Source organism: Pseudomonas sp. TH15, assembly GCF_016651105.1.
Classification (GTDB): domain Bacteria; phylum Pseudomonadota; class Gammaproteobacteria; order Pseudomonadales; family Pseudomonadaceae; genus Aquipseudomonas.
Genome location: NZ_JAEKEL010000001.1, coordinates 1,473,281 through 1,493,699, shown reverse-complemented (window position 1 = coordinate 1,493,699; position 20,419 = coordinate 1,473,281). Strand labels below are relative to the sequence as shown.

The following is a 20,419-nucleotide window of genomic DNA, read 5'->3' as shown; positions in this document are numbered from 1 at the left end:
AGCGTCTATGGTGATCTGGTTCGATGTGTTTGTTTTTGGCCTGAAGACGAAGGAGTGTTGACTCATGCGCGAAAAACCAGCGACGGGCTCGTTGCCCTCTCCCGCCGCCTTCATCAACGCACAAAGTGCGATTACCGGTCTGCGCGGCCGGGATCTGCTGTCGACCCTGCGCAGTGTGGCTGCCCACGGTTTGCGCAACCCGGTGCACAGCGCCCGGCATGCCTTGAAACTGGGCGGTCAGTTGGGCCGAGTGCTGCTGGGGGAAACCCTGCATCCGACCAACCCGCAGGACAGTCGCTTTGCCGACCCGGCGTGGAGCCTCAACCCGTTTTACCGGCGTAGTTTGCAGGCCTACCTGAGCTGGCAGAAACAGGTCAAAACCTGGATCGACGAGAGCAACATGAGCCCGGACGATCGCGCCCGCGCCCACTTTGCTTTTGCCCTGCTCAACGATGCCGTAGCGCCCTCCAATACCCTGCTCAATCCGCTGGCGATCAAGGAGATTTTCAACTCCGGCGGCAACAGCCTGGTGCGCGGAGTCAGTCACCTGATCGACGACTTCCTGCACAACGATGGCTTGCCCCGGCAAGTCACCAAGCAAGCCTTCGAGGTCGGTAAAACCGTTGCCACCACCACCGGTTCCGTGGTGTTTCGCAACGAGTTGCTGGAGCTGATCCAGTACAAACCGATGAGCGAAAAACAGTATTCAAAACCGCTGCTGGTGGTGCCGCCGCAGATCAACAAGTACTACATTTTCGACCTGAGCCCGCACAACAGCTTCGTCCAGTTCGCCCTGAAGAACGGCCTGCAAACCTTCATGATCAGTTGGCGCAACCCGGATGTGCGTCACCGCGAGTGGGGGCTGTCGACCTACGTTGAGGCAGTGGAAGAAGCAATGAACGTCTGCCGGGCGATCACTGGCGCCCGCGAGGTCAACCTGATGGGCGCCTGCGCCGGCGGGCTGACGATTGCCGCGTTACAAGGTCATCTTCAGGCCAAGCGACAACTGCGCCGAGTCTCCAGCGCAACCTATCTGGTGAGCTTGCTCGACAGCCAGATGGACAGCCCCGCCACCCTGTTCGCCGACGAACAGACCCTGGAAGCGGCCAAGCGTCGCTCCTATCAGAAGGGCGTGCTGGACGGTCGCGACATGGCCAAGGTCTTCGCCTGGATGCGCCCCAACGACTTGATCTGGAGCTACTTCGTCAACAACTACCTGCTGGGCAAGGAGCCGCCGGCGTTCGACATTCTCTACTGGAACAACGACAACACGCGCTTGCCCGCGGCGTTCCATGGCGACCTGCTGGACTTCTTCAAGCACAACCCACTGAGCCATCCGGGCGGTCTTGAGGTGTGTGGCACGCCAATCGACTTGCAGAAAGTCACGGTCGACAGTTTCAGCGTGGCCGGCATGAACGATCACATCACCCCGTGGGATGCGGTGTATCGCTCGACCCTGCTGCTGGGTGGCGAGCGACGCTTCGTGCTGTCCAACAGCGGCCATGTACAGAGCATCCTCAACCCGCCTTCCAACCCGAAAGCCAACTTTGTCGAAAGCCCGAAACTGAGCAGCGACCCGCGTGCCTGGTATTACGACGCCAAGCAAGTCAACGGCAGTTGGTGGACCCAATGGTTGAGCTGGATTCAGGAACGCTCCGGCGCGCAAAAAGAAACCCACATGGCCCTCGGCAACCAGAACTATCCACCGATGGAAGCCGCACCCGGCACTTACGTCCGCGTGCGCTGACGCTCAACGAACCACGGCCGACGCAGGCCGTGGCATGACTCGACCATTAAGAAGACTGGATGAAAACCCGCGACCGGATCCTCGAATGTGCTTTGCAGTTGTTCAACCAAAAGGGCGAACCGAACGTTTCCACCATGGAAGTTGCCAACGAAATGGGGATCAGCCCCGGCAACCTCTACTACCACTTCCACGGCAAGGAACCGCTGATTCTCGGGTTGTTCGAACGCTTCCAGAATGAGCTGGCACCGCTGCTCGATCCACCGTCCGATGTGGAACTGGGCCCCGAAGATTATTGGCTGTTCCTGCACCTGATCGTTGAGCGCCTGGCGCATTACCGGTTTCTGTTCCAGGACCTGTCGAACCTGGCTGGGCGCCTGCCGAAACTGGCCAAGGGCATCCGCAATTTGCTCAATGCGTTGAAGCGCACACTGGCGTCATTGCTGGCGCGGTTGAAGGCTCAGGGGCAGTTGGTCAGCGACACCCAGGCGTTGGGGCAACTGGTGGAGCAGATCACCATGACGTTGCTGTTTTCGCTGGACTATCAGCGGATTCTGGATCGCGAGGGCGAGGTGAGGTTGGTGGTGTACCAGATCATGATGCTGGTGGCGCCGCATCTGCTTCCGCCGATCAAGGCTGCGACAGAACAGCTAGCACTCCAATACCTGGAAGAACACGACTAACCCCCTGTGGGAGCGGGCTTGCTCGCGAATGCGGTGAGTCATTCAACATTGAAGGTGGCTGACACGACGCTTTCGCGAGCAAGCCCGCTCCCACAGGGGATCTGCGGTGTTGATAGAACTCTGCATAAAAAAACGCCCGACCTTTGCAGGCCGGGCGTTTTCTTGAGCCCTGAAAATCAGGACTGACTGGTTGGCGTCGCTGGAGCTGGCGCGGCAGTCGGGGTAGCAGCCGGGGTCGGTGCGGCAACGGAGTTCGTTGTGCTGGCCGGGACTGCCGGTTTGGCGGCAGCCACTGCTGGTTTTGGTGCGGCGGCGGCTTTTGGAGCTGCCGGTTTTTTCACTGCGGGCTTCTTCGCTGCGGCAGGTTTTGCCGCTGGCTTGGCTGCAGGTTTCGCTGCTGCGGTTTTTGCTGCGGTTTTTGCTGCGGGCTTAGCCGCGGCAGGCTTCGCTGCTGGTTTAGCGGCGGCTTTGGTGGCGACCGGTTTGGCCGCTGGCTTGGCTGCTGCAGGTTTCGCTGCGGCAGTTTTGGCAGCAGGCTTCGCCGCTGGTTTGGCAGCCGGTTTAGCGGCAGCTTTAACCAGTGGCTTGGCAGCGCTTTTGGCAGCTGGTTTGGCCGCTGCGGTTTTCGCCGCAACAGGCGCAACCTTGGCACCTGTGAGCCGTTCGATTTGCTTGGTCAGGGTATCGACCTTGCTGTGCAGCGCCTTGACTTCGTTGCGGCTCGGAACACCAAGGCGCGAAATGGCGCTGTTCAGACGCTTGTCGAAAGCCCCTTCCAGCTCATCCCACTTGCCCAGTGCGCGATCTTTCACGCCGCTGATGCGCGACTTGGCCGACGAAGCAGTGTCCTTGGCGGCGTCGACTTTTTTGCCGACAGCGCTTTTGGTGAGCTTCTCGGCTTTCTCGCCGTCTTTAACCAATGTATCGAAGAGTTTGCTGCCGTCAGTGTCGATCTTCGAATACACGCCTAAACCAGCCAGCCAGATTTTGCGGGAGTAGTCTTCGACTTTCCCGATCCACGAGCTGCCTTCTTTTTCAGTATTCTTTTTACCAGCCATCCCGTTCTCCTTAAGATTTACGCGCGACACGTTCGAGCAATGCCGTCAGCTCATCGAGCTTAGCAGAGAGTGTCTCAACGTCATGTTTAGACGGAATGCCGATACGATTCAAGGCACTTGCGACACGCGAGTCAAAAGCCTTCTCGACCTTGTCGAGTTGAACCTCGACCTTGCCTTTGAAAGTGCTCACTTCACTCTTGGCTTCATCGATCTCGGCATTGGCCGCTTCGAGTTTTTCAGCAACGACCTTTTTGCCTTTCTTTTCAACAGTTTGACCAGCCTTGATCAACTCTTGAAAGTACTCGCTACCCTCGTGGCCAACCTTGGTGTAGGCACCCAGGCCTGCCAGCCAGATCTTGCGGGCATACGATCTGACGTCTTGCAGAGCGTTAGTCGATGCGTCGATTTTTTTCTTCAAAATAACTTTGGCCATGGTGCACCTCACGCGCAGAAGGTTTGAGGAACTGCCCGCGAAAGTGTCGGGCTCATGCACAAAGTAGGGAGAAAAATTAGAAACGGCACCCTAACAACTGACATAAAACCTTGGAGACACCACAAACAAATGTGGGAGCGAGCTTGCCCGCGATGAGGTCGTGCCAGTCGACATACATGTTGTCTGACACACCGCCATCGCGAGCAAGCTCGCTCCCACAGGGAATGCATTCGCAAATCGATTGCCGGTTAAGCCAACGCTTTATCGAGGGCCTTTTCAATTTCCGATTTGATGGTGCCGCTCATGGCCGACATCAACAGGCCCAGCTCGACATCGATCTTGATTGAATTTTCACCGACATACACCGCGCCTTTCACACCCGAACGCTTGAGGTTCAGCGTATCGCCAGACCACTGCGGCTCCAGGCCATATTGATCGGACAGTTTCTGCGCCAACAGGTCGGCCTTCTCGCGCGCAGCTTCCTTGCCCAGGCCGTGGGCACGTTCAACACTAATTCGGGCCATCGAATGACTCCTGCTTTATGGATACTTTCCTGAAGCATCTTGACCGTCTGTGCGGCAAAACGTCCCGGTGGTTGCCTATCTTACCTTCAGCCTTGCCAAGACAAAGCAGGCCACCGGGATTAGAATGTCCCGCATTCTCTTCTGGTGACAGCGATATGACTGATCAGCGCAAAGGCAGCGATGCCGAACCCACCACTCACTTCGGTTTCAAAAACGTTCCGGAAAGCCAAAAAGCGGAAAAAGTCGCTGAGGTTTTCCACTCGGTAGCCGCCAAGTACGACCTGATGAACGACCTCCTGTCGGGCGGCATGCACCGTCTGTGGAAGCGTTTTGCGATCGAACTGTCGGGCGTTCGCACCGGTAATCGTGTGCTGGACATCGCCGGAGGCACTGGCGACCTGACCAAGAAGTTCTCGCACCTCGTTGGCCCGACCGGCCAGGTGGTGTTGGCCGACATCAACGAATCCATGCTCAAGGTCGGTCGTGACCGCCTGCTGGACCTCGGTGTGGCTGGCAACGTCGAATTCGTCCAGGCCGACGCTGAAAAGCTGCCGTTCCCCGACAACCATTTCGACTGCGTGACCATCGCCTTCGGCCTGCGCAACGTCACTCATAAAGAAGACGCCCTGCGCTCGATGCTGCGCGTGCTCAAACCTGGCGGTCGCCTGCTGGTGCTGGAGTTCTCCAAGCCGACCAATGCGCTGATGTCCAAAGCCTACGACGCCTACTCGTTCGCCTTCATGCCGCTGATGGGCAAGCTGATCACCAACGACTCGGAAAGCTATCGCTACCTGGCCGAATCGATTCGCATGCACCCGAATCAGGAAACACTGAAGTCGATGATGGTCGAGGCCGGTTTCGACCGCGTGACCTACCACAACATGACCGCAGGCATCGTCGCCCTGCACCGCGGCATCAAGCCCTGATGCTGCTGGCCGGCCTGCTCGCCAGCGTTGAACTCGGCCTGAACCGGGTGCTGCGCCTCGACAGCACCGCGTTGCCGCGGCTGGCGCATTTGACCGGCAAAGTGATTGCCGTCGATTGCCGCAGCCCGGCGCTGCAACTGTTCATACTGCCCAGCGATGAAGGCCTGATGCTCGCCTCCCAGTGGGAAACCGGCGCCGACTGCACCTTGCGTGCACCGGCCTCAAGCCTGTTGAAACTGGCGATGAGCAAGGACAAGACGTCGATCTTGCACAGCCCGCAAGTCGAGCTTGATGGCGACAGCGGCGTACTGCTGGAACTGGCAGCCGTCCTGCAAGACCTTGAGCTGGACTGGGAGTATGAACTCTCGCGCTGGCTCGGCCCGGTCGCCACGCAACTGCTCGGCGGTCACCTGCGCAGCCGCGCACGCTTTTATCAGCAAGGGTTCGCCAGCCTGAACCAGAACCTGGGCGAATACCTGGCCGAAGAATCGCGCGCCCTCGTCGGGCAGCGCGAAGCCGAAGCCCGTTTCAGTGAACTGGACCAGATCAAACTCGATCTGGAACGTCTCGAGGCGCGTTTCGAGCGCCTTTCCCGATCCCTCGACCCAAGCGATAACGCATGAAGCTGCTTGCCGTCCGCCGTTTGTTGCGCATCCAGCGCGTCGTGATCCGCTACCGCCTCGATGACCTGCTGTTCGCCCTGCCGCTGCCCTGGTTTTTGCTGGCGCTGCGTTATGCCTTGCCGTGGCGCTGGTTCCCGCGCAAGACGCTGGACCTGACCCGTGGCGCGCGATTGCGCCTGGCGCTGCAGGACCTGGGGCCGATTTTCATCAAGTTCGGGCAGATCCTGTCCACCCGCCGCGACCTGTTGCCGGAAGACATCGCCGATGAGCTGATGAAGTTGCAGGACCGGGTGCCGCCGTTCGACTCGCAAGTGTCGATCAAGCTGATCGAAGAGCAGCTCGGCAAAAAAATCAGCGAAGTTTTCAGCCGTTTCGACGTCGAACCGCTGGCCTCGGCCTCGGTGGCGCAGGTGCATGCCGCGCAGCTGAAAACCGGTGAAGAAGTGGTCGTCAAAGTCATCCGCCCGGGCCTCAAACCGATCATCAAGCAAGACCTGGCGTGGCTGTTCATCCTCGCCCGCGCCGCCGAAAGACTCTCGGCCGACGCGCGCCTGTTGCACCCGGTGGACGTGGTCCAGGACTACGAAAAAACCATCTACGACGAACTCGACCTGCTGCGCGAGGCGGCCAACGCCAGCCAGTTGAAGCGCAACTTCGAAGGCTCGCCGCTGCTGTACGTACCGCAAGTCTATTGGGACTGGTGCCGGCCGAAAGTGCTGGTGATGGAGCGCATCTACGGGATCCAGGTCACCGACCTGACGACCCTGGCCGACCAGCGCACCGACATGAAGATGCTCGCCGAACGTGGCGTGGAGATCTTCTTCACCCAAGTGTTCCGCGACAGTTTCTTCCACGCCGACATGCACCCGGGCAACATCTTCGTCAGCACCGTCAACCCGTGGAGCCCGCAGTACATTGCGATCGACTGCGGCATCGTCGGCAGCCTGACCCCGGAAGACCAGGATTACCTGGCGCGCAACCTGTTCGCGTTCTTCAAACGTGATTACCGGCGTGTGGCGCAGTTGCACATCGATTCGGGCTGGGTGCCGGCGGAAACCAAACTCAACGAGTTCGAAGCGGCGATCCGTACGGTTTGCGAACCGATTTTCGAAAAACCGTTAAAAGATATTTCCTTCGGTCAGGTGCTGATGCGCCTGTTCCAGACCGCTCGGCGCTTCAACATGGAAGTGCAGCCGCAACTCGTTTTGCTGCAAAAAACCCTGTTGAACATCGAAGGCCTGGGCCGTCAGTTGTACCCGGACCTCGATCTGTGGAACACAGCCCAGCCGTTCCTCGAACGCTGGATGCGTGAACGCGTCAGCCCCAAAGCCTTGATCGGCAACGTACAGAGCCAGTTCGAACAGTTGCCGCACCTGGCCAACATGGCCCGCGACCTGCTCGAACGCATGTCCCAGCCCCACGCCTACGACCCGCCGCCACCGTGGCACCGGCGCAAGGACGACTGGCTGCTGCGACTGCTCGGTTGTGCACATCTGGCCGGCGGGACGATACTCGCTGCGGGTGGGCCACTGAACGAACTGGGGCATTGGCCGGCCGGCATCATGGTGGCCGTCGGCTTGTATCTGGTCGTTCGCCGATAGCCAGAGCCTTCGCACGCTGGCACACTGTTTCAACGCCTGCCCGACTAATGAAGTGTCGGGCCCGCTGTCGGAGTCGAAGATGAAAAACTGGCTGGACGAGATCAAGTGGGACGCCGATGGCCTGGTGCCAGCGATTGCCCAGGATCACAAGACCGGGCGCGTCCTGATGATGGCCTGGATGAACCGCGAAGCGCTGGAACTGAGCGCTGCCGAGAACCGTGCCATTTACTGGTCACGTTCCCGTGGCAAGTTGTGGCGCAAAGGTGAAGAGTCCGGCCACGTGCAAACCCTGCATGAGATGCGCCTGGACTGTGACGCCGATGTGATCATCCTGATGGTCGAGCAAATCGGCGACATCGCCTGTCATACCGGCCGCCAGAGCTGCTTCTACCGCGTCTTCGAGAACGGCGACTGGAAAACCGTCGACCCGGTACTCAAAGACCCGCACGCCATCTATTCTGCAGGACACACCCATGAGTGACACTTTGACCCGTCTGGCCGAGGTGCTGGAAGAGCGCAAAGGCGCCGCCGCCGACAGCTCGTATGTCGCCAGCCTGTACCACAAGGGCTTGAACAAGATTCTGGAAAAAGTCGGCGAAGAGTCGGTCGAAACCATCATTGCCGCCAAGGACGCCGCCATCAGCGGTGACTGCAGCGATGTGATCTACGAAACCGCCGATTTGTGGTTCCACAGTATGGTCATGCTCGCCCAATTGGGGCAGCATCCCCAGGCTGTACTCGATGAACTGGACCGTCGCTTCGGTCTGTCCGGACACGCCGAGAAAGCCTCGCGCCCGTCCGCCTGAACAATTATTAGAGAGGAGCAGCAACATGGGCATTTTTGACTGGAAACACTGGATCGTCATCCTGGTTGTCGTGGTGCTGGTGTTCGGCACCAAGAAACTGAAAAACCTCGGCACTGACGTCGGCGAGTCGATCAAGGGCTTTCGCAAAGCCATGAACGATGAAGAGAAGCCAGTTGACCCGACGGTGACCCCGGCCCAACCGGTGCCACCTGCTCAACCAACGACGACCTCGCCACTGAACCAGCCGCACACCATCGACGTGCAGGCGCAGAAAGTCGAAGAGCCGATCCGCAAAGACGTGTGAGCACTGACTAATGTTTGGTATCAGCTTCTCTGAACTGCTGCTCGTCGGCCTCGTTGCCCTGCTGGTGCTGGGCCCCGAGCGTTTGCCGGGTGCTGCACGCACCGCCGGCCTGTGGATCGGGCGGCTGAAGCGCAGCTTCAACGCGATCAAACAGGAAGTTGAACGTGAAATCGGTGCCGACGAGATTCGTCGGCAACTGCACAACGAGCACATTCTGTCCCTGGAACAGGAGGCGCGGAAGATTTTCACGCCGACCCAGCAGGAGGCGACGCCGGTGCAACCGGTTGAGCCGGTGGCGGAGCAGACGATTCATGCTCCGGTAGTTGCAGAACCTGCCGTTGTTGTCCCGTCTGCAGAACACGCGCCTACCGTGGCTGCCGTCGAGCCTGCGCCTGTCGTTGTCGCACCGACACCAATTGAACATGTTGCTCCTGCCGCCGCGCCGACAACGCCGGCTCCTCACGACCCAACATTGCCGCCGCGAGCCCCATGAGCGAACTTCCTGAAAACGACCAGCACATGCCGCTGGTTTCGCACCTCACCGAGTTGCGTACCCGCCTGCTGCGTTGTGTAGCGGCGATTTTCATCATCTTCGCCGGGTTGTTCGCGTTTACCCAGCAGATCTACACCTTCGTCTCGACTCCCCTGCGGGCGTACCTGCCCGTCGGCGCAACGATGATCGCTACCGACGTGTCTTCGCCGTTCCTGACGCCGTTGAAACTGACGATGATGGTGTCGCTGTTTCTGGCGATCCCGGTGATCCTGCATCAGATCTGGGGCTTTATCGCACCGGGCCTTTATAAGCACGAGAAACGCATCGCCGTGCCGTTGCTGGTCTCCAGCATCCTGCTGTTCTATACCGGCATGGCGTTCGCCTACTACCTGGTCTTCCCGCTGATCTTCAAGTTCTTCGCCTCTGCCACCCCGGCCGGCGTGGAAATGATGACCGACATCACCAGCTACCTCGATTTCGTCATGACGCTGTTCTTCGCCTTCGGCGTAGCGTTCGAGATCCCGGTGGCCGTGGTACTGCTGGTGTGGATCGGCGTCGTCGACGTCAAATACCTGAAGAAAATCCGCCCGTACGTGGTCATCGGCTGCTTCGTGGTCGGCATGATCCTGACCCCACCGGACATTTTCTCGCAGACGCTGTTGGCCGTACCGATGTGGTTGCTGTTTGAAATCGGCATCCTGTTCGGCAGCCTGGTCAGCAAACGCGGTGAACACCCGGACGATCAACCGGCTGACGATCACAACGACCAGCCGCCAGCGACCCAGCCGTGAACCTGCTGCTCCTCGAAGAGGCCGACTTTATTGCGGCCGACCGGGCGATCCTGCGTGATCGCCGGTTAACGCACATGCAGGAAGTCCATCGCTGTGAGGTGGGTGACAGCATGCGTGTCGGGCGGATCGGCGGTTTAATGGGTTCGGCCGAAGTGCTGCGCCTGGATGCTGATGAAGCCGAATTGCGCGTCGTTCTCGATCAACAGCCACCGACCAAGCTGCCGTTGACCCTGGTGTTGGCCCTGCCACGCCCGAAAATGCTTCGCAGGGTGTTTCAGACCGTGGCCGCCATGGGTGTGCCGCGCATCGTGCTGGTGAACAGCTACCGCGTCGAGAAGAGCTTCTGGCAAACCCCGTTTCTGGAGCCTGAAGCGATTCGCGAGCAGTTGATTCTCGGCCTCGAACAAGCCCGGGACAGTGTGTTGCCGGAGATCGTCATCGAGAAGCGCTTCAAGCCATTCGTCGAAGACCGTCTGCCCGCCATCACTGAAGGCACCCTCGGCCTGGTCGGCCACCCCGGCAACTACCCGCCCTGCCCTCGTGGCCTGGACGAACCGGTAACCCTGGCCATCGGCCCCGAAGGCGGCTGGATCCCTTACGAAATCGAGTTGTTGGGCAAATCCGGCTTGCGACCAGTGCAACTGGGCGACCGTATTCTGCGGGTTGAAACGGCCGTTACTGCGCTGCTGGCCCGGCTCTTCTGATCACAAACACGGTCCATTGTGCCGAGGGGGCTTGCCCCCCTTCGGCTGCGAAGCAGTCGTAAACCAGACGGATACGGTTCAGCAGGAAAAGAGCGGTGGCCGCTTCGCGCCCAAACGGGGGCAAGCCCCCTCGCCACAAGTCAATTGCCCGTATGAATACTGCATCCCGTCTACAGATTCTCTCCCATCAGCCGATACAGCCCTCATAAAACCAATTTGTGGTCCGAGGGGAGTAGCAGCATGTACCGTTGGCTAGCCGAGAAACTGGGAAACGTAAGCGTTAATCGCAAACTGGGTGTCGGCTTCGGTCTCGTCCTGCTCCTGACCCTTTTGATCACCTTTACCGGCTGGACCGGCCTGACAGGTGTGATGAGCCGCGGCGATAAGCTGGGGTTCATTTCCAGTCTCAATGAGCTGACCAAGGACCTGCGCCTGGCGCGCCTGGACTACGAAATGCGCCGAGGCGAACAAGGCCCGGGCGCGGTCAACGACCTGGTGGGCCAACTCGACGCTGGCCTGCAAACCGCGCGCAAGCTGATCGAGCAACCCGCCGACGTTGCGATGATCGACCAGCAACTGGCCGCCGTCAGCCAGTACAAGCAAGCCTTTATCGCCATGACCCAGGCCGGTGCCAATCGCGAAGATGCTCGCAGCAAGCTTGGCGCTACCGCCGACAACGCCGTGGCCAAGGTCGCTGAAGTCGAGAAAGCGCTGCTGCAAGGCGACAGCGTCGCCCAGTTCAACAGCGTGATCGACCTGAGCAAACTGATCCAGCAAGCGCGCTTCCAGGTGCGCGGCTACACCTATAGCGCCAAGACCGAAGCTGAGCAGCCGGCGCTGGACGCCATCGACGCCGCCCTGAAAAACCTCGAGACCCTGCCGGCCAATCTGCCGGAACAGCACGCCGCCAACCTGCAACAGGCCACCGACTCGCTCAAGGCCTATCGCGCTGCCGTCAGCCAATTCCGTGACTCTCAAGTGGCCAGTGCCGCCGCGCTCAAACGCATGAGCGAGCAAGGCGATATCCTGCTCGACCTCAGCAAAAAACTGACCACATCGCAAACCATCGTGCGGGACACCGACGCCGCCAGCGCAAAAAACCTGCTGCTGATGGCCACCGTCCTCGCACTGGCTTTCGGCCTGCTCGCGGCGTGGGCGATCACTCGCCAGATCGTCATTCCGCTGAGCCAGACCCTCAAAGTCGCCGAGCGCGTCGCGGCTGGCGATCTGACTCACAACCTCATCTCCGAACGTCAGGACGAACTGGGCCAGCTCCAGCGCGCCATGCAGAGCATGACCCTGGGCCTGCGTGAGTTGATCGGCGGTATCAGCAACGGCGTGACGCAAATCGCCAGCGCTGCGGAAGAACTGTCCGCCGTCACCGAGCAAACCAGCGCCGGGGTCAACAGTCAGAAAGTGGAAACCGATCAGGTCGCCACGGCCATGCACGAGATGACGGCCACCGTGCAGGAAGTCGCGCGTAACGCCGAGGAAGCCTCTGAAGCCGCCGTCGCCGCCGATCAGCAGGCCCGCGAAGGTGACAAAGTGGTCGGTGAAGCCATCGCCCAAATCGAGCGGCTGGCTATCGAAGTCGGCAACTCCACCGTCGCCATGAGCGATCTGAAGCGCGAAAGCGACAAGATCGGCAGCGTGCTCGACGTGATCAAGTCCGTAGCGCAACAGACCAACTTGCTGGCGCTCAACGCCGCCATCGAAGCCGCCCGTGCCGGTGAGGCCGGACGTGGTTTCGCGGTGGTCGCCGACGAAGTCCGCAGCCTGGCCCAGCGCACCCAGAAGTCCACCGAAGAAATCGAAGAGCTGATCGTCGGCCTGCAATCCGGCACCCAGCAAGTCGCAACCATCATGGACAACAGCCGCAGCCTGACCGACAGCAGCGTCGAACTGACCCGCCGGGCCGGTGGCTCGTTGGCAAGCATCACTCGCACGGTGTCAGCGATCCAGTCGATGAACCAGCAGATTGCCGCTGCCGCCGAGCAACAAAGCGCCGTGGCCGAAGAGATCAACCGTAGCGTGCTGAACGTGCGCGATGTGTCCGAGCAGACCTCGGCAGCGAGTGAAGAGACCGCGGCCTCCAGCGTTGAGCTGGCGCGGTTGGGGACGCATCTACAGATGTTGGTTGGGCGGTTTAAGGTTTAAACCGAGGTGAAGCCATTCGCGAGCAAGCCCGCTCCCACATTAGATTTTCGCTGAACACATTTTTTGTGCTCGACCGAGATCCACTGTGGGAGCGGGCTTGCTCGCGAAAGCGATCTGACAGTCGACGCGATTAAAGCACCTGCCGCAAGAAAGCCTGGGCTCGCGGATCCTTCGGCGCATCAAAGAACTCGGCCGGCGAGGCGTCTTCCAGCAATTTGCCGTGATCGAAGAACAGCACCCGATCCGCCACTTCCCGGGCGAAGCCCATTTCGTGGGTCACGCAAACCATGGTCATGCCTTCCACGGCCAGGGTTTTCATCACGTCCAGTACCTCGCCGACCATTTCCGGGTCGAGCGCCGAGGTCGGTTCATCGAACAGCATGACCTTAGGTTCCATCGCCAGCGCCCGGGCAATCGCCACGCGCTGTTGCTGGCCGCCGGACAAGCGTGACGGAAACTCGTTGGCCTTTTGGGCGATGCCGACTTTCTCCAGCAACGCCAGGGCCTTGGCCTCGCGCTCTTTCTTGCCGCGCTTGCGCACGACTTTCTGGGCCAGGCACAGGTTCTCCAGCACGGTCATGTGCGGGAACAGGTTGAAATGCTGGAACACCATCCCGACTTCCCGACGATAGGCATTCACGTCGGTTTTCGGGTCGGCCAGTTGCAGGCCGTCGATGCTCACCGAGCCCGAATCGAATGCTTCCAGGCCATTGAGGCAACGCAGGAAGGTCGATTTGCCGGAGCCGGACGGGCCGATCACCACCAGCACTTCGCCCTTCGCCACTTGCGTGGACACGTTATCCACCGCGCGCACAACCTGGCCGCGAGTGTCGAAGACTTTTACCAGGTCGCGGACTTCAATCACTTTGCGCGAGCCTCCGCTCAAGCCGGCTGGCGATTTTCGACAGCGGCAGGTTGATCAACAGGTACAGCCCGGCCACGCAGAACAGGATTTCGAACGGCGAGAACGAGGTGGTTATGACTTCACGACCGCTTTTCAGCAGTTCGGTAATGGCGATCACCGACACCAGCGAGGTGTCTTTCACCAGGCTGATGAACTGCCCGGCCAGCGGCGGCAGTACGCGTTTCAGTGCTTGTGGCAGCACCACATGACGCATCGACTGACCAGCACTCAAACCGAGGGAGCGCGCTGCTTCATTCTGACCACGGGCGATCGACTGCACGCCGGAGCGGATGATCTCGGCCACGTAGGCGCCGGTGAACAACGACAGCGCGGCGATCCCGGCGAACTCTCGGGACAGGTTCATCACGGTGCCGATGAAGAAGTAGAAAATGAAGATCTGCACCAACAGCGGCGTACCGCGCACCAGTTCGACATAAATGGTCGAGAGATCACGCAGGGTCGGGTTGTTCGACAGACGGCACAGGCCAGTAGCCAGACCGATCAACAGCCCGAGCACGCCCGACACCACGGACAGCCACAACGTGGTCCATAGCCCCCAGAGCAGTGGTCCGGCGGCCCAATGCCGGGTGACACCGATCACGTCGCCTTCAGCCACGTCATCGCCCTGGGCTACTTGCAGGCTGTTTGCGTCGACGCTCAGGTGTTGCTCATCGCCCGCTTCATTGCGCAGGGTGACTTCAGCCTTGTCGCCCTGGCGCGCCAGTTCGCTGACCGTGGAGATGTCGGCGGCGCGCTGGGACTCTTCGGCGTGGTAGGCGAAGTACTGCGGCACGCGGTTCCAGCGCCATTCGTAGGACATCAGCGAGGTGGCGTAATACAACGCGCCGGCCAGGCCGATGAGCAACAGCACGGTTAGAACGTGCCATGGCCATTGGGATTTTTTATGTTTCATTGCGTCTTATGGTTCCGAATTCTGTGTCGCGATGGGAGCGGCGCGGTGTTACTGACACACCGCTGCTGAAGCCCTTATTCCATGTCCTTGAGCCAAGCAGAGTCTTTGAACCACTTGTCATGGATGCGATCGTAGGTGCCGTCTTCGTGAATCTGGTGCAGGAAGTTGTTGATGAAGTTGAGGCTGTCGTAGTCGCCCTTCTTCAGGCCGAAGGCCAGCGGCTCGTAAGTGAACGGCTTGTCGAGGAACACCAGTTTGCCGGCACCGACCTTGTTCACCGCCACAACGTTGTACGGCGCGTCGTAGATGAAGGCGTCGGCCTTGCCGTTGACCACGTCGAGCACGGCTTCCTGCTCGTTGTCGTAGCCGTGGTACTTGGCCTTGGAGATCAGCTTCCTGGCAACCATCTCGCCGGTGGTACCGAGCTTGGAGGTGATGCGGTAGTCGTCGGTGTTCAGGTCTTTATAGGACTTGATGGTGCCTTCCAGGTCCTTGCGGATCAGCAAGGTCTGGCCGACCACGATGAACGGTTCGCTGAAGTTCAGGCGCAGGTTGCGCTCCTGGGTCAGGGTCATGCCGCTGCCGATCATGTCGAACTTGTCGGTCATCAGGGCCGGGATGATGCCGTCGTAGCCGGTGGACACCAGCTCCAGCTTGACGCCCATGGCCTTGGACATGGCTTTGAGGATGTCGACTTCGAACCCGATGATCTCGCCGCGCTTGTTGGTCATTTCGAATGGCATGTAGGTCGGGTCCATGCCGACTTTCAGCGTGCCACGCTTGACCGCGTCATCGATGGCGCCGGCCTGCGCCGCGTTGACTGCAACCAATGCCGTGACGCCGACCAGCAGCATCGACAGATACTTCTTCATCATCAAGCCCCCAAAACCATTGCGTTGTGAGGCGCGCAATCGACGATTTTCCTTTGAAAACCGATAGATACGAACAGAAAGCTGCCCGGGCGCACCAATTCGGGGACGGATGCTAACGCACTCGTTCGTTTGCACAAGGGTTTACGGAGGATTTGTTGGCTTGTTGTAGGGCAGAAAAGCAAAAGATCGCAGCTTCGGCAGCTCCTACACGATATACATCCGTAGGAGCTGCCGAAGGCTGCGATCTTTTTGAAGCGCCCCGAGTCTGAAGGAAGCGGGGTTTTCGTCAGGCCAACTGAGGCTGTGCACTCAGAGGCTTGAGCGGCAGCAACGGCGCATGGGGATCGGCTTTCACCGATTGCCGCCAGGCGTCCAGCCACTCGGCGTGGCCTTCGCTCCAGACCTGCTCATGCAAGCGAGCCAGTGCCACCGGATCACTCAGCAGTTGCAGGCGCTCATGGTTGTTCAGCCCGGCAGGCCCGGCCTTCAACGCATGACGAACGCGCTCGGCGCGCAAAAACTCAATCGGCTCGGCCTGACCGTGACGGGACGTCGCCAACGAGCACGCCAAGGCGTTCTGCTGTGGATCGACCACCGCCCGAATAAAGCCGTCCTTCAACGCGTGATAACGGTTTTCGTGGGTGTACTGGTCGGTCGCCAGCAAGGCCTGTGGCGGATTGTATTCCTCAGGGATCAGGAACAGGCTCTCGTCACGGGACTTCAGGCCCAGGCCAACACGACTGGAGATCACCGACACCGGGATCGACAGCATCAACGAACCGACGATCGGCACCAGCCACCAGAGGAAGCTCGGGTTCAGCCAGATCACCAGCAAGGCCCAGAAGAAGCCCAGCAAGGTTTGCGGACCGTGGCGTTTGACCGCTTCGCTCCAGGGAGTGGAGTCGTCGTCACGTTGCGGCGAGTTCCAGGTCGCAGCCCAGCCGAGGAACGCGGCGAGTACGAAACGGGTGTGGAAAATCATCCGCACCGGCGCCAGCAACATGGAGAACAGCATCTCCAGCAGCATCGAGAACGTCACCTTGAACTTGCCACCGAACTCTTTCGCGCCCTTGGCCCAGATCAGGATGATGCTCAACAACTTCGGCAGGAACAGCAGCACGATGGTCGTCGAGAACAGCGCGACGGCTTTGTCCGGGTGCCATTGCGGCCACAGCGGATAAAGCTGTCGCGGCTCCATGAAGTACTGCGGCTCCATCAGCGTGTTCACCGCCAGCAGCGCCGTGGACAACACGAGGAAGAAGAACCACAACGGTGCCGACAAGTAAGACATCACGCCGGTCAGGAACACCGCACGGTGCACCGGGTGCATGCCTTTGACCAAGAAAAGCCGGAAGTTCATCAGGTTACCGTGGCACCAGCGACGGTCACGCTTGAGCTCGTCGAGCAGGTTCGGCGGCAGCTCTTCGTAGCTGCCCGGCAAGTCGTAGGCAATCCACACGCCCCAGCCGGCACGGCGCATCAGCGCAGCTTCGACGAAGTCGTGGGATAGGATCGCACCGGCAAATGCACCTTTACCTGGCAACGGCGCCAGGGCGCAGTGCTCGATAAACGGTTTCATGCGGATGATCGCGTTGTGGCCCCAGTAGTGGGATTCACCCAACTGCCAGAAGTGCAGGCCGGCGGTGAACAGCGGTCCATACACACGGGTCGCAAATTGCTGCATGCGCGCATAAAGGGTGTCCATGCCTGATGCCCGTGGCGCGGTCTGGATAATCCCCGCGTCCGGCGTGGCTTCCATCAAGCGCACCAGACTGGTCAGGCATTCGCCGCTCATCACGGAGTCCGCGTCGAGCACAACCATGTACTTGTAGTCACCGCCCCAACGACGGCAGAAGTCGTCGAGGTTGCCGCTTTTGCGTTTAACGCGACGGCGACGACGGCGATAGAAGATCTTGCCGAAGCCTTTGGCTTCACGGCACACGTCCAGCCAGGCCTGTTGCTCGGCGACGCAGATATCGGTTTCGTTACTGTCGCTGAGGACGAAGAAGTCGAAGCGGTCCAGGTCACCCGTGGCCGCAACCGACTCGAAGGTCGCCCGCAGACCGGCGAATACCCGCGGTACGTCTTCGTTGCAGATCGGCATCACCAGTGCGGTGCGTGCGTCCTTGGCAATCGGCTCGTTGCCGGCGCTTTTACCGGAGATGCGGTATTTGTCGTGACCGGTGAGCAACTCGAGGAAGCCCATCAGTGCCGTCCAGAAACCGGCCGACACCCAGCAGAACAGAATCCCGAACAGAATCAGGATGCTGGTTTGCAGCGCATATGGCAGCACTTGCGTGGCGGTTTGCATCAACGATTGATGCAGCACTTCGTTCAGGTCGACGAACGCCCAGCCCTGGTACGGCATGATGCCTTTCATGTACCAGCCGGCAATGATGGTCTGGCCGAGCATCAGCACCAGCAGAATGTAGCGACGGATCGAACCGACGGTGCGCCAGCGAGCGGCCGGCAACACGCGTTCATCCTTCGGCGGCGCCGGCGGATTGGTGCGACCGGTCATCCGGCGCCAGCCACGCACCAGAATGTTGGTGCGCCATGGCTCCGGCACAACTTTCGTCCGGCGGATCGGCGGGGTCGCTTTGAGTACGACACGACCACTGGCGTCGACCGCCAGCATCTCGGCCTCTTCCAGCTCTTCGGCACTGTTCAGGATCAGACGCTTGCCCACCGAGGCTTGAGCAGCCTCGGTCGGTGCGTCGAACGTCGAGGACGAAAGTCGCTGGTGCAGTTCGCTGAAGGACTGGCAGCCCGCGAGTTCCGCGCGCTGCTCGTCGGTCATCGGTAGATGCGCCAGATACTCCGATAGAGTCTCTGGCTGTACTTGAGAATTACTCATCGGCAGGCAACTGGTTGCTCCAGGTCTCGGTCAGGACTTCTTCAGTCGCTGTCGATTCCGGTGTGGCTGGGGCCGCGTTCGCAGCAGCAGGCTGCTTGGCGTCTTTGTTGTCCTTGTTCTTGGCATCGGCAACTGGCTTGGCATCGGCCTGCTTGGCGTCCGCTTGCTTGGCTTGCTTGGCGTCCTTGGCTTCCTTGTCCTCTTTCTCTTGCTGCCTAGCGGCGACCTTGTCGGCCTTGGCAACAGAAGAATTGGAGGCTGGGATCGAAGACTTGGCCAGATCCTCAGGCACGATGTTCTCGACCAAGGCTGCACGCATCTCGGTGGCCTTGCTCGGGTCTTTGATTTTCATGCGCAGCGTCAGGCGCCAGCCCTTGGTTTCAGGGTTGTAACGCACGCTGTTCTCGACCAGTTCGGCATTGTCGCCAACGCTGACCTGACTGCGCACGTCAGCAGTTTCCGGCAATGCGGCCAGGGACGGGCCTTCGAAGTCCACCAGATAGGCAACGCTGCCATCCGGCTGACGGATCAGGTTGGACTGCTTAACGTCACCGGTGGAACGCAGAGTCTGTTTAACCCAGGCGCTGTCCGGGGCGTGGATGGCGGCTTCGTCCATGGTCCAGTGCATGCGATAGGCGACGTCGAGCGGTTGGCCGGGCTCAGGCAGTTTTTCCGGGCTCCAGAAGGCAACGATGTTGTCGTTGGTTTCGTCGGCGGTCGGAATTTCCACCAGGTCTACAGAACCCTTGCCCCAATCGCCTTTTGGTTCGATCCAGGCGCTTGGGCGCTTGTCGTAACGGTCATCGAGGTCTTCGTAGTGGCTGAAGTCACGGCCACGTTGCAGCAAGCCGAAGCCGCGCGGGTTCTCGATGGCGAAGTTGCTCACCGCCAGGTGTTTCGGGTTGTTCAATGGGCGCCAGATCCATTCGCCATTGCCGGAGTGGATCGACAGACCGCTGGAGTCGTGCAGTTCGCGACGATAGTTCAGCACTTTCGACGGCTGGTTGGCGCCGAACAGGAACATGCTGGTCAGCGGCGCAATGCCAAGCTTGGTGACTTTGTCACGCAGGAACATCTGGGCCTTGACGTCGACAACGGTGTCGCTGCCCGGACGCAGGGTCAGGCGATAGGCACCGGTAGCGCGTGGCGAATCCAGCAGAGCGAAGATCACCAGGTGCTTGTCACCCGGTTTTGGCTGTTGAATCCAGAACTCGGTGAAACGCGGAAACTCTTCGCCGGACGGCAATGCGGTATCAATGGCCATGCCGCGAGCGGACAAGCCATAGGTGTGACCCTTGCCGACAACGCGGAAGTAGCTCGCGCCGAGCATGGTCATGATTTCGTCTTGTTTGTCAGCCTTGTTGATCGGGTACAGCACACGGAAACCGGCATAACCCAGTTGTTCGGTGGCTTTAGGATCGAACTTCAAATCGCCGAAATCGAAACGACTTGGGTCGTATTTGATCTCTTCGACGGTGTTGGCCGTGATTTCGTTGATCTTCACCGGCGTGTCGAAATGCATGCCCTGGTGATAGAACGACAGTTTGAACGGGGTTTTCTGATCGGCCCACTCGGCTTTTTCGGTCAGGAAGCGAATTTTTTGATAGTCCGCGAATTTCATATCGCGGAATTCGTTCGGCAGGTTACTGCGCGGGGCTTCGTATTTCTGCCCGGCCAGCTCTTTTGCCTTGACCGATACATCATCCAGATTGAATGCCCAAAGCTGGCCGGCGCTGAACAGGCAGAGCAGTGCAGAGCCCGCTACCAGTGCGCTTCGGAACCGTTTGGCAGACAATTTTGGTGCATTACAGGGACTAACAATCACGAGCAACCCTCGCCGAAAACAGATCAAAAAACCAACGGCCAGTTAAAGGGCCTGTGAGGTGTGCCGCATGAAAAAACCGGCCCTACAGACCACTCTTGCCAAGTTGGCGAGCATTGTTCCGACTCCTATGGGGCTAAATGATTCCCCAATAGGTTCCGGGCAAGTCTCTACCTAAGTCAAAATGGACCAACGAACGCTGAT

Annotated in this window: 20 protein-coding genes and 1 pseudogene; 13 read left to right on the top strand and 8 right to left on the bottom strand. The window is 59.8% G+C overall.

Annotated features, from left to right (window positions below):
* The first annotated feature begins 64 nt into the window (after window positions 1-64).
* Together phaC and JFT87_RS06810 are read left to right on the top strand one after the other, a co-directional pair.
* Window positions 65-1,747 (top strand): class II poly(R)-hydroxyalkanoic acid synthase, encoded by a 1,683-nt coding sequence (gene phaC, locus JFT87_RS06815; RefSeq protein WP_201199922.1) that lies wholly within the window; start codon window positions 65-67, stop codon window positions 1,745-1,747.
* Window positions 1,748-1,806: 59 nt separating this feature from the next.
* Complete coding sequence (locus tag JFT87_RS06810; RefSeq protein ID WP_123511112.1) at window positions 1,807-2,427, top strand: TetR/AcrR family transcriptional regulator; 621 nt, start codon at window positions 1,807-1,809, stop codon at window positions 2,425-2,427.
* Window positions 2,428-2,603: 176 nt separating this feature from the next.
* Here the strand turns inward: JFT87_RS06810 and JFT87_RS06805 are convergent, their stop codons facing one another.
* The 3 genes from JFT87_RS06805 to JFT87_RS06795 form a co-directional block, all read right to left on the bottom strand.
* On the bottom strand, window positions 2,604-3,485 hold the full coding sequence (locus JFT87_RS06805) for a phasin family protein (RefSeq protein WP_201199919.1): 882 nt from the start codon (window positions 3,483-3,485) through the stop codon (window positions 2,604-2,606).
* 10 nt (window positions 3,486-3,495) lie between these two features.
* Window positions 3,496-3,918, bottom strand: coding sequence for a phasin family protein (locus tag JFT87_RS06800; RefSeq protein ID WP_201199917.1), 423 nt, complete (start codon window positions 3,916-3,918; stop codon window positions 3,496-3,498).
* 248 nt (window positions 3,919-4,166) lie between these two features.
* Entirely contained in the window at window positions 4,167-4,442 is a 276-nt protein-coding gene (locus JFT87_RS06795) for a polyhydroxyalkanoic acid system family protein (protein ID WP_201199914.1), read from the bottom strand.
* A gap of 155 nt (window positions 4,443-4,597) precedes the next feature.
* Here JFT87_RS06795 and ubiE point away from each other — a divergent pair, with 155 nt between their 5' ends.
* From ubiE to JFT87_RS28770, 11 genes and pseudogenes are all read left to right on the top strand, one after another.
* On the top strand, window positions 4,598-5,368 hold the full coding sequence (gene ubiE, locus JFT87_RS06790) for a bifunctional demethylmenaquinone methyltransferase/2-methoxy-6-polyprenyl-1,4-benzoquinol methylase UbiE (RefSeq protein WP_007948968.1): 771 nt from the start codon (window positions 4,598-4,600) through the stop codon (window positions 5,366-5,368).
* Window positions 5,368-5,991, top strand: a complete 624-nt coding sequence (locus JFT87_RS06785; RefSeq protein ID WP_201199912.1) for a ubiquinone biosynthesis accessory factor UbiJ — start codon at window positions 5,368-5,370, stop codon at window positions 5,989-5,991. The genes ubiE and JFT87_RS06785 overlap by 1 nt, the downstream gene beginning before the upstream one ends.
* Window positions 5,988-7,592 carry a ubiquinone biosynthesis regulatory protein kinase UbiB gene (ubiB, locus tag JFT87_RS06780; protein ID WP_201199910.1) on the top strand — a complete coding sequence of 535 codons (1,605 nt, stop codon included), beginning with the start codon at window positions 5,988-5,990 and terminating at the stop codon, window positions 7,590-7,592. The genes JFT87_RS06785 and ubiB overlap by 4 nt, the downstream gene beginning before the upstream one ends.
* A gap of 79 nt (window positions 7,593-7,671) precedes the next feature.
* On the top strand, window positions 7,672-8,073 hold the full coding sequence (gene hisI, locus JFT87_RS06775) for a phosphoribosyl-AMP cyclohydrolase (protein WP_054054645.1): 402 nt from the start codon (window positions 7,672-7,674) through the stop codon (window positions 8,071-8,073).
* Window positions 8,066-8,398, top strand: coding sequence for a phosphoribosyl-ATP diphosphatase (locus JFT87_RS06770; RefSeq protein WP_008047820.1), 333 nt, complete (start codon window positions 8,066-8,068; stop codon window positions 8,396-8,398). Before hisI ends, JFT87_RS06770 begins: the two co-directional genes overlap by 8 nt.
* A 25-nt stretch (window positions 8,399-8,423) precedes the next feature.
* Window positions 8,424-8,702 (top strand): twin-arginine translocase TatA/TatE family subunit, encoded by a 279-nt coding sequence (locus JFT87_RS06765; RefSeq protein ID WP_123402561.1) that lies wholly within the window; start codon window positions 8,424-8,426, stop codon window positions 8,700-8,702.
* 10 nt (window positions 8,703-8,712) lie between these two features.
* Window positions 8,713-9,195, top strand: coding sequence for a Sec-independent protein translocase protein TatB (tatB, locus tag JFT87_RS06760; protein WP_201199904.1), 483 nt, complete (start codon window positions 8,713-8,715; stop codon window positions 9,193-9,195).
* Window positions 9,192-9,986: a twin-arginine translocase subunit TatC gene (gene tatC / locus JFT87_RS06755; protein ID WP_207200292.1), complete on the top strand. Its 795-nt coding sequence runs from the start codon at window positions 9,192-9,194 to the stop codon at window positions 9,984-9,986. Before tatB ends, tatC begins: the two co-directional genes overlap by 4 nt.
* Entirely contained in the window at window positions 9,983-10,690 is a 708-nt protein-coding gene (locus JFT87_RS06750) for a 16S rRNA (uracil(1498)-N(3))-methyltransferase (protein WP_201199902.1), read from the top strand. Before tatC ends, JFT87_RS06750 begins: the two co-directional genes overlap by 4 nt.
* Window positions 10,691-10,930: 240 nt before the next feature.
* Window positions 10,931-11,989 (top strand): annotated as a pseudogene (locus tag JFT87_RS28775) (methyl-accepting chemotaxis protein); the annotation flags it as partial.
* Window positions 11,975-12,847 carry a methyl-accepting chemotaxis protein gene (locus JFT87_RS28770; protein ID WP_446739726.1) on the top strand — a complete coding sequence of 291 codons (873 nt, stop codon included), beginning with the start codon at window positions 11,975-11,977 and terminating at the stop codon, window positions 12,845-12,847. The pseudogene JFT87_RS28775 and the gene JFT87_RS28770, both read left to right, overlap by 15 nt.
* Window positions 12,848-12,977: 130 nt before the next feature.
* Here the strand turns inward: JFT87_RS28770 and JFT87_RS06740 are convergent, their stop codons facing one another.
* From JFT87_RS06740 to JFT87_RS06720, 5 genes are all read right to left on the bottom strand, one after another.
* Window positions 12,978-13,712 (bottom strand): amino acid ABC transporter ATP-binding protein, encoded by a 735-nt coding sequence (locus JFT87_RS06740; protein ID WP_201199898.1) that lies wholly within the window; start codon window positions 13,710-13,712, stop codon window positions 12,978-12,980.
* Complete coding sequence (locus tag JFT87_RS06735; protein ID WP_201199896.1) at window positions 13,705-14,664, bottom strand: amino acid ABC transporter permease; 960 nt, start codon at window positions 14,662-14,664, stop codon at window positions 13,705-13,707. Before JFT87_RS06735 ends, JFT87_RS06740 begins: the two co-directional genes overlap by 8 nt.
* Window positions 14,665-14,738: 74 nt before the next feature.
* Window positions 14,739-15,536 carry a transporter substrate-binding domain-containing protein gene (locus JFT87_RS06730; protein WP_201205098.1) on the bottom strand — a complete coding sequence of 266 codons (798 nt, stop codon included), beginning with the start codon at window positions 15,534-15,536 and terminating at the stop codon, window positions 14,739-14,741.
* Between the two features lie 286 nt (window positions 15,537-15,822).
* A complete protein-coding gene (gene mdoH / locus JFT87_RS06725; protein ID WP_201199893.1) occupies window positions 15,823-18,393 on the bottom strand; it encodes a glucans biosynthesis glucosyltransferase MdoH in 2,571 nt (856 codons plus the stop codon).
* Entirely contained in the window at window positions 18,386-20,218 is a 1,833-nt protein-coding gene (locus JFT87_RS06720) for a glucan biosynthesis protein G (RefSeq protein ID WP_201199890.1), read from the bottom strand. Before JFT87_RS06720 ends, mdoH begins: the two co-directional genes overlap by 8 nt.
* Window positions 20,219-20,419 lie beyond the last annotated feature (201 nt).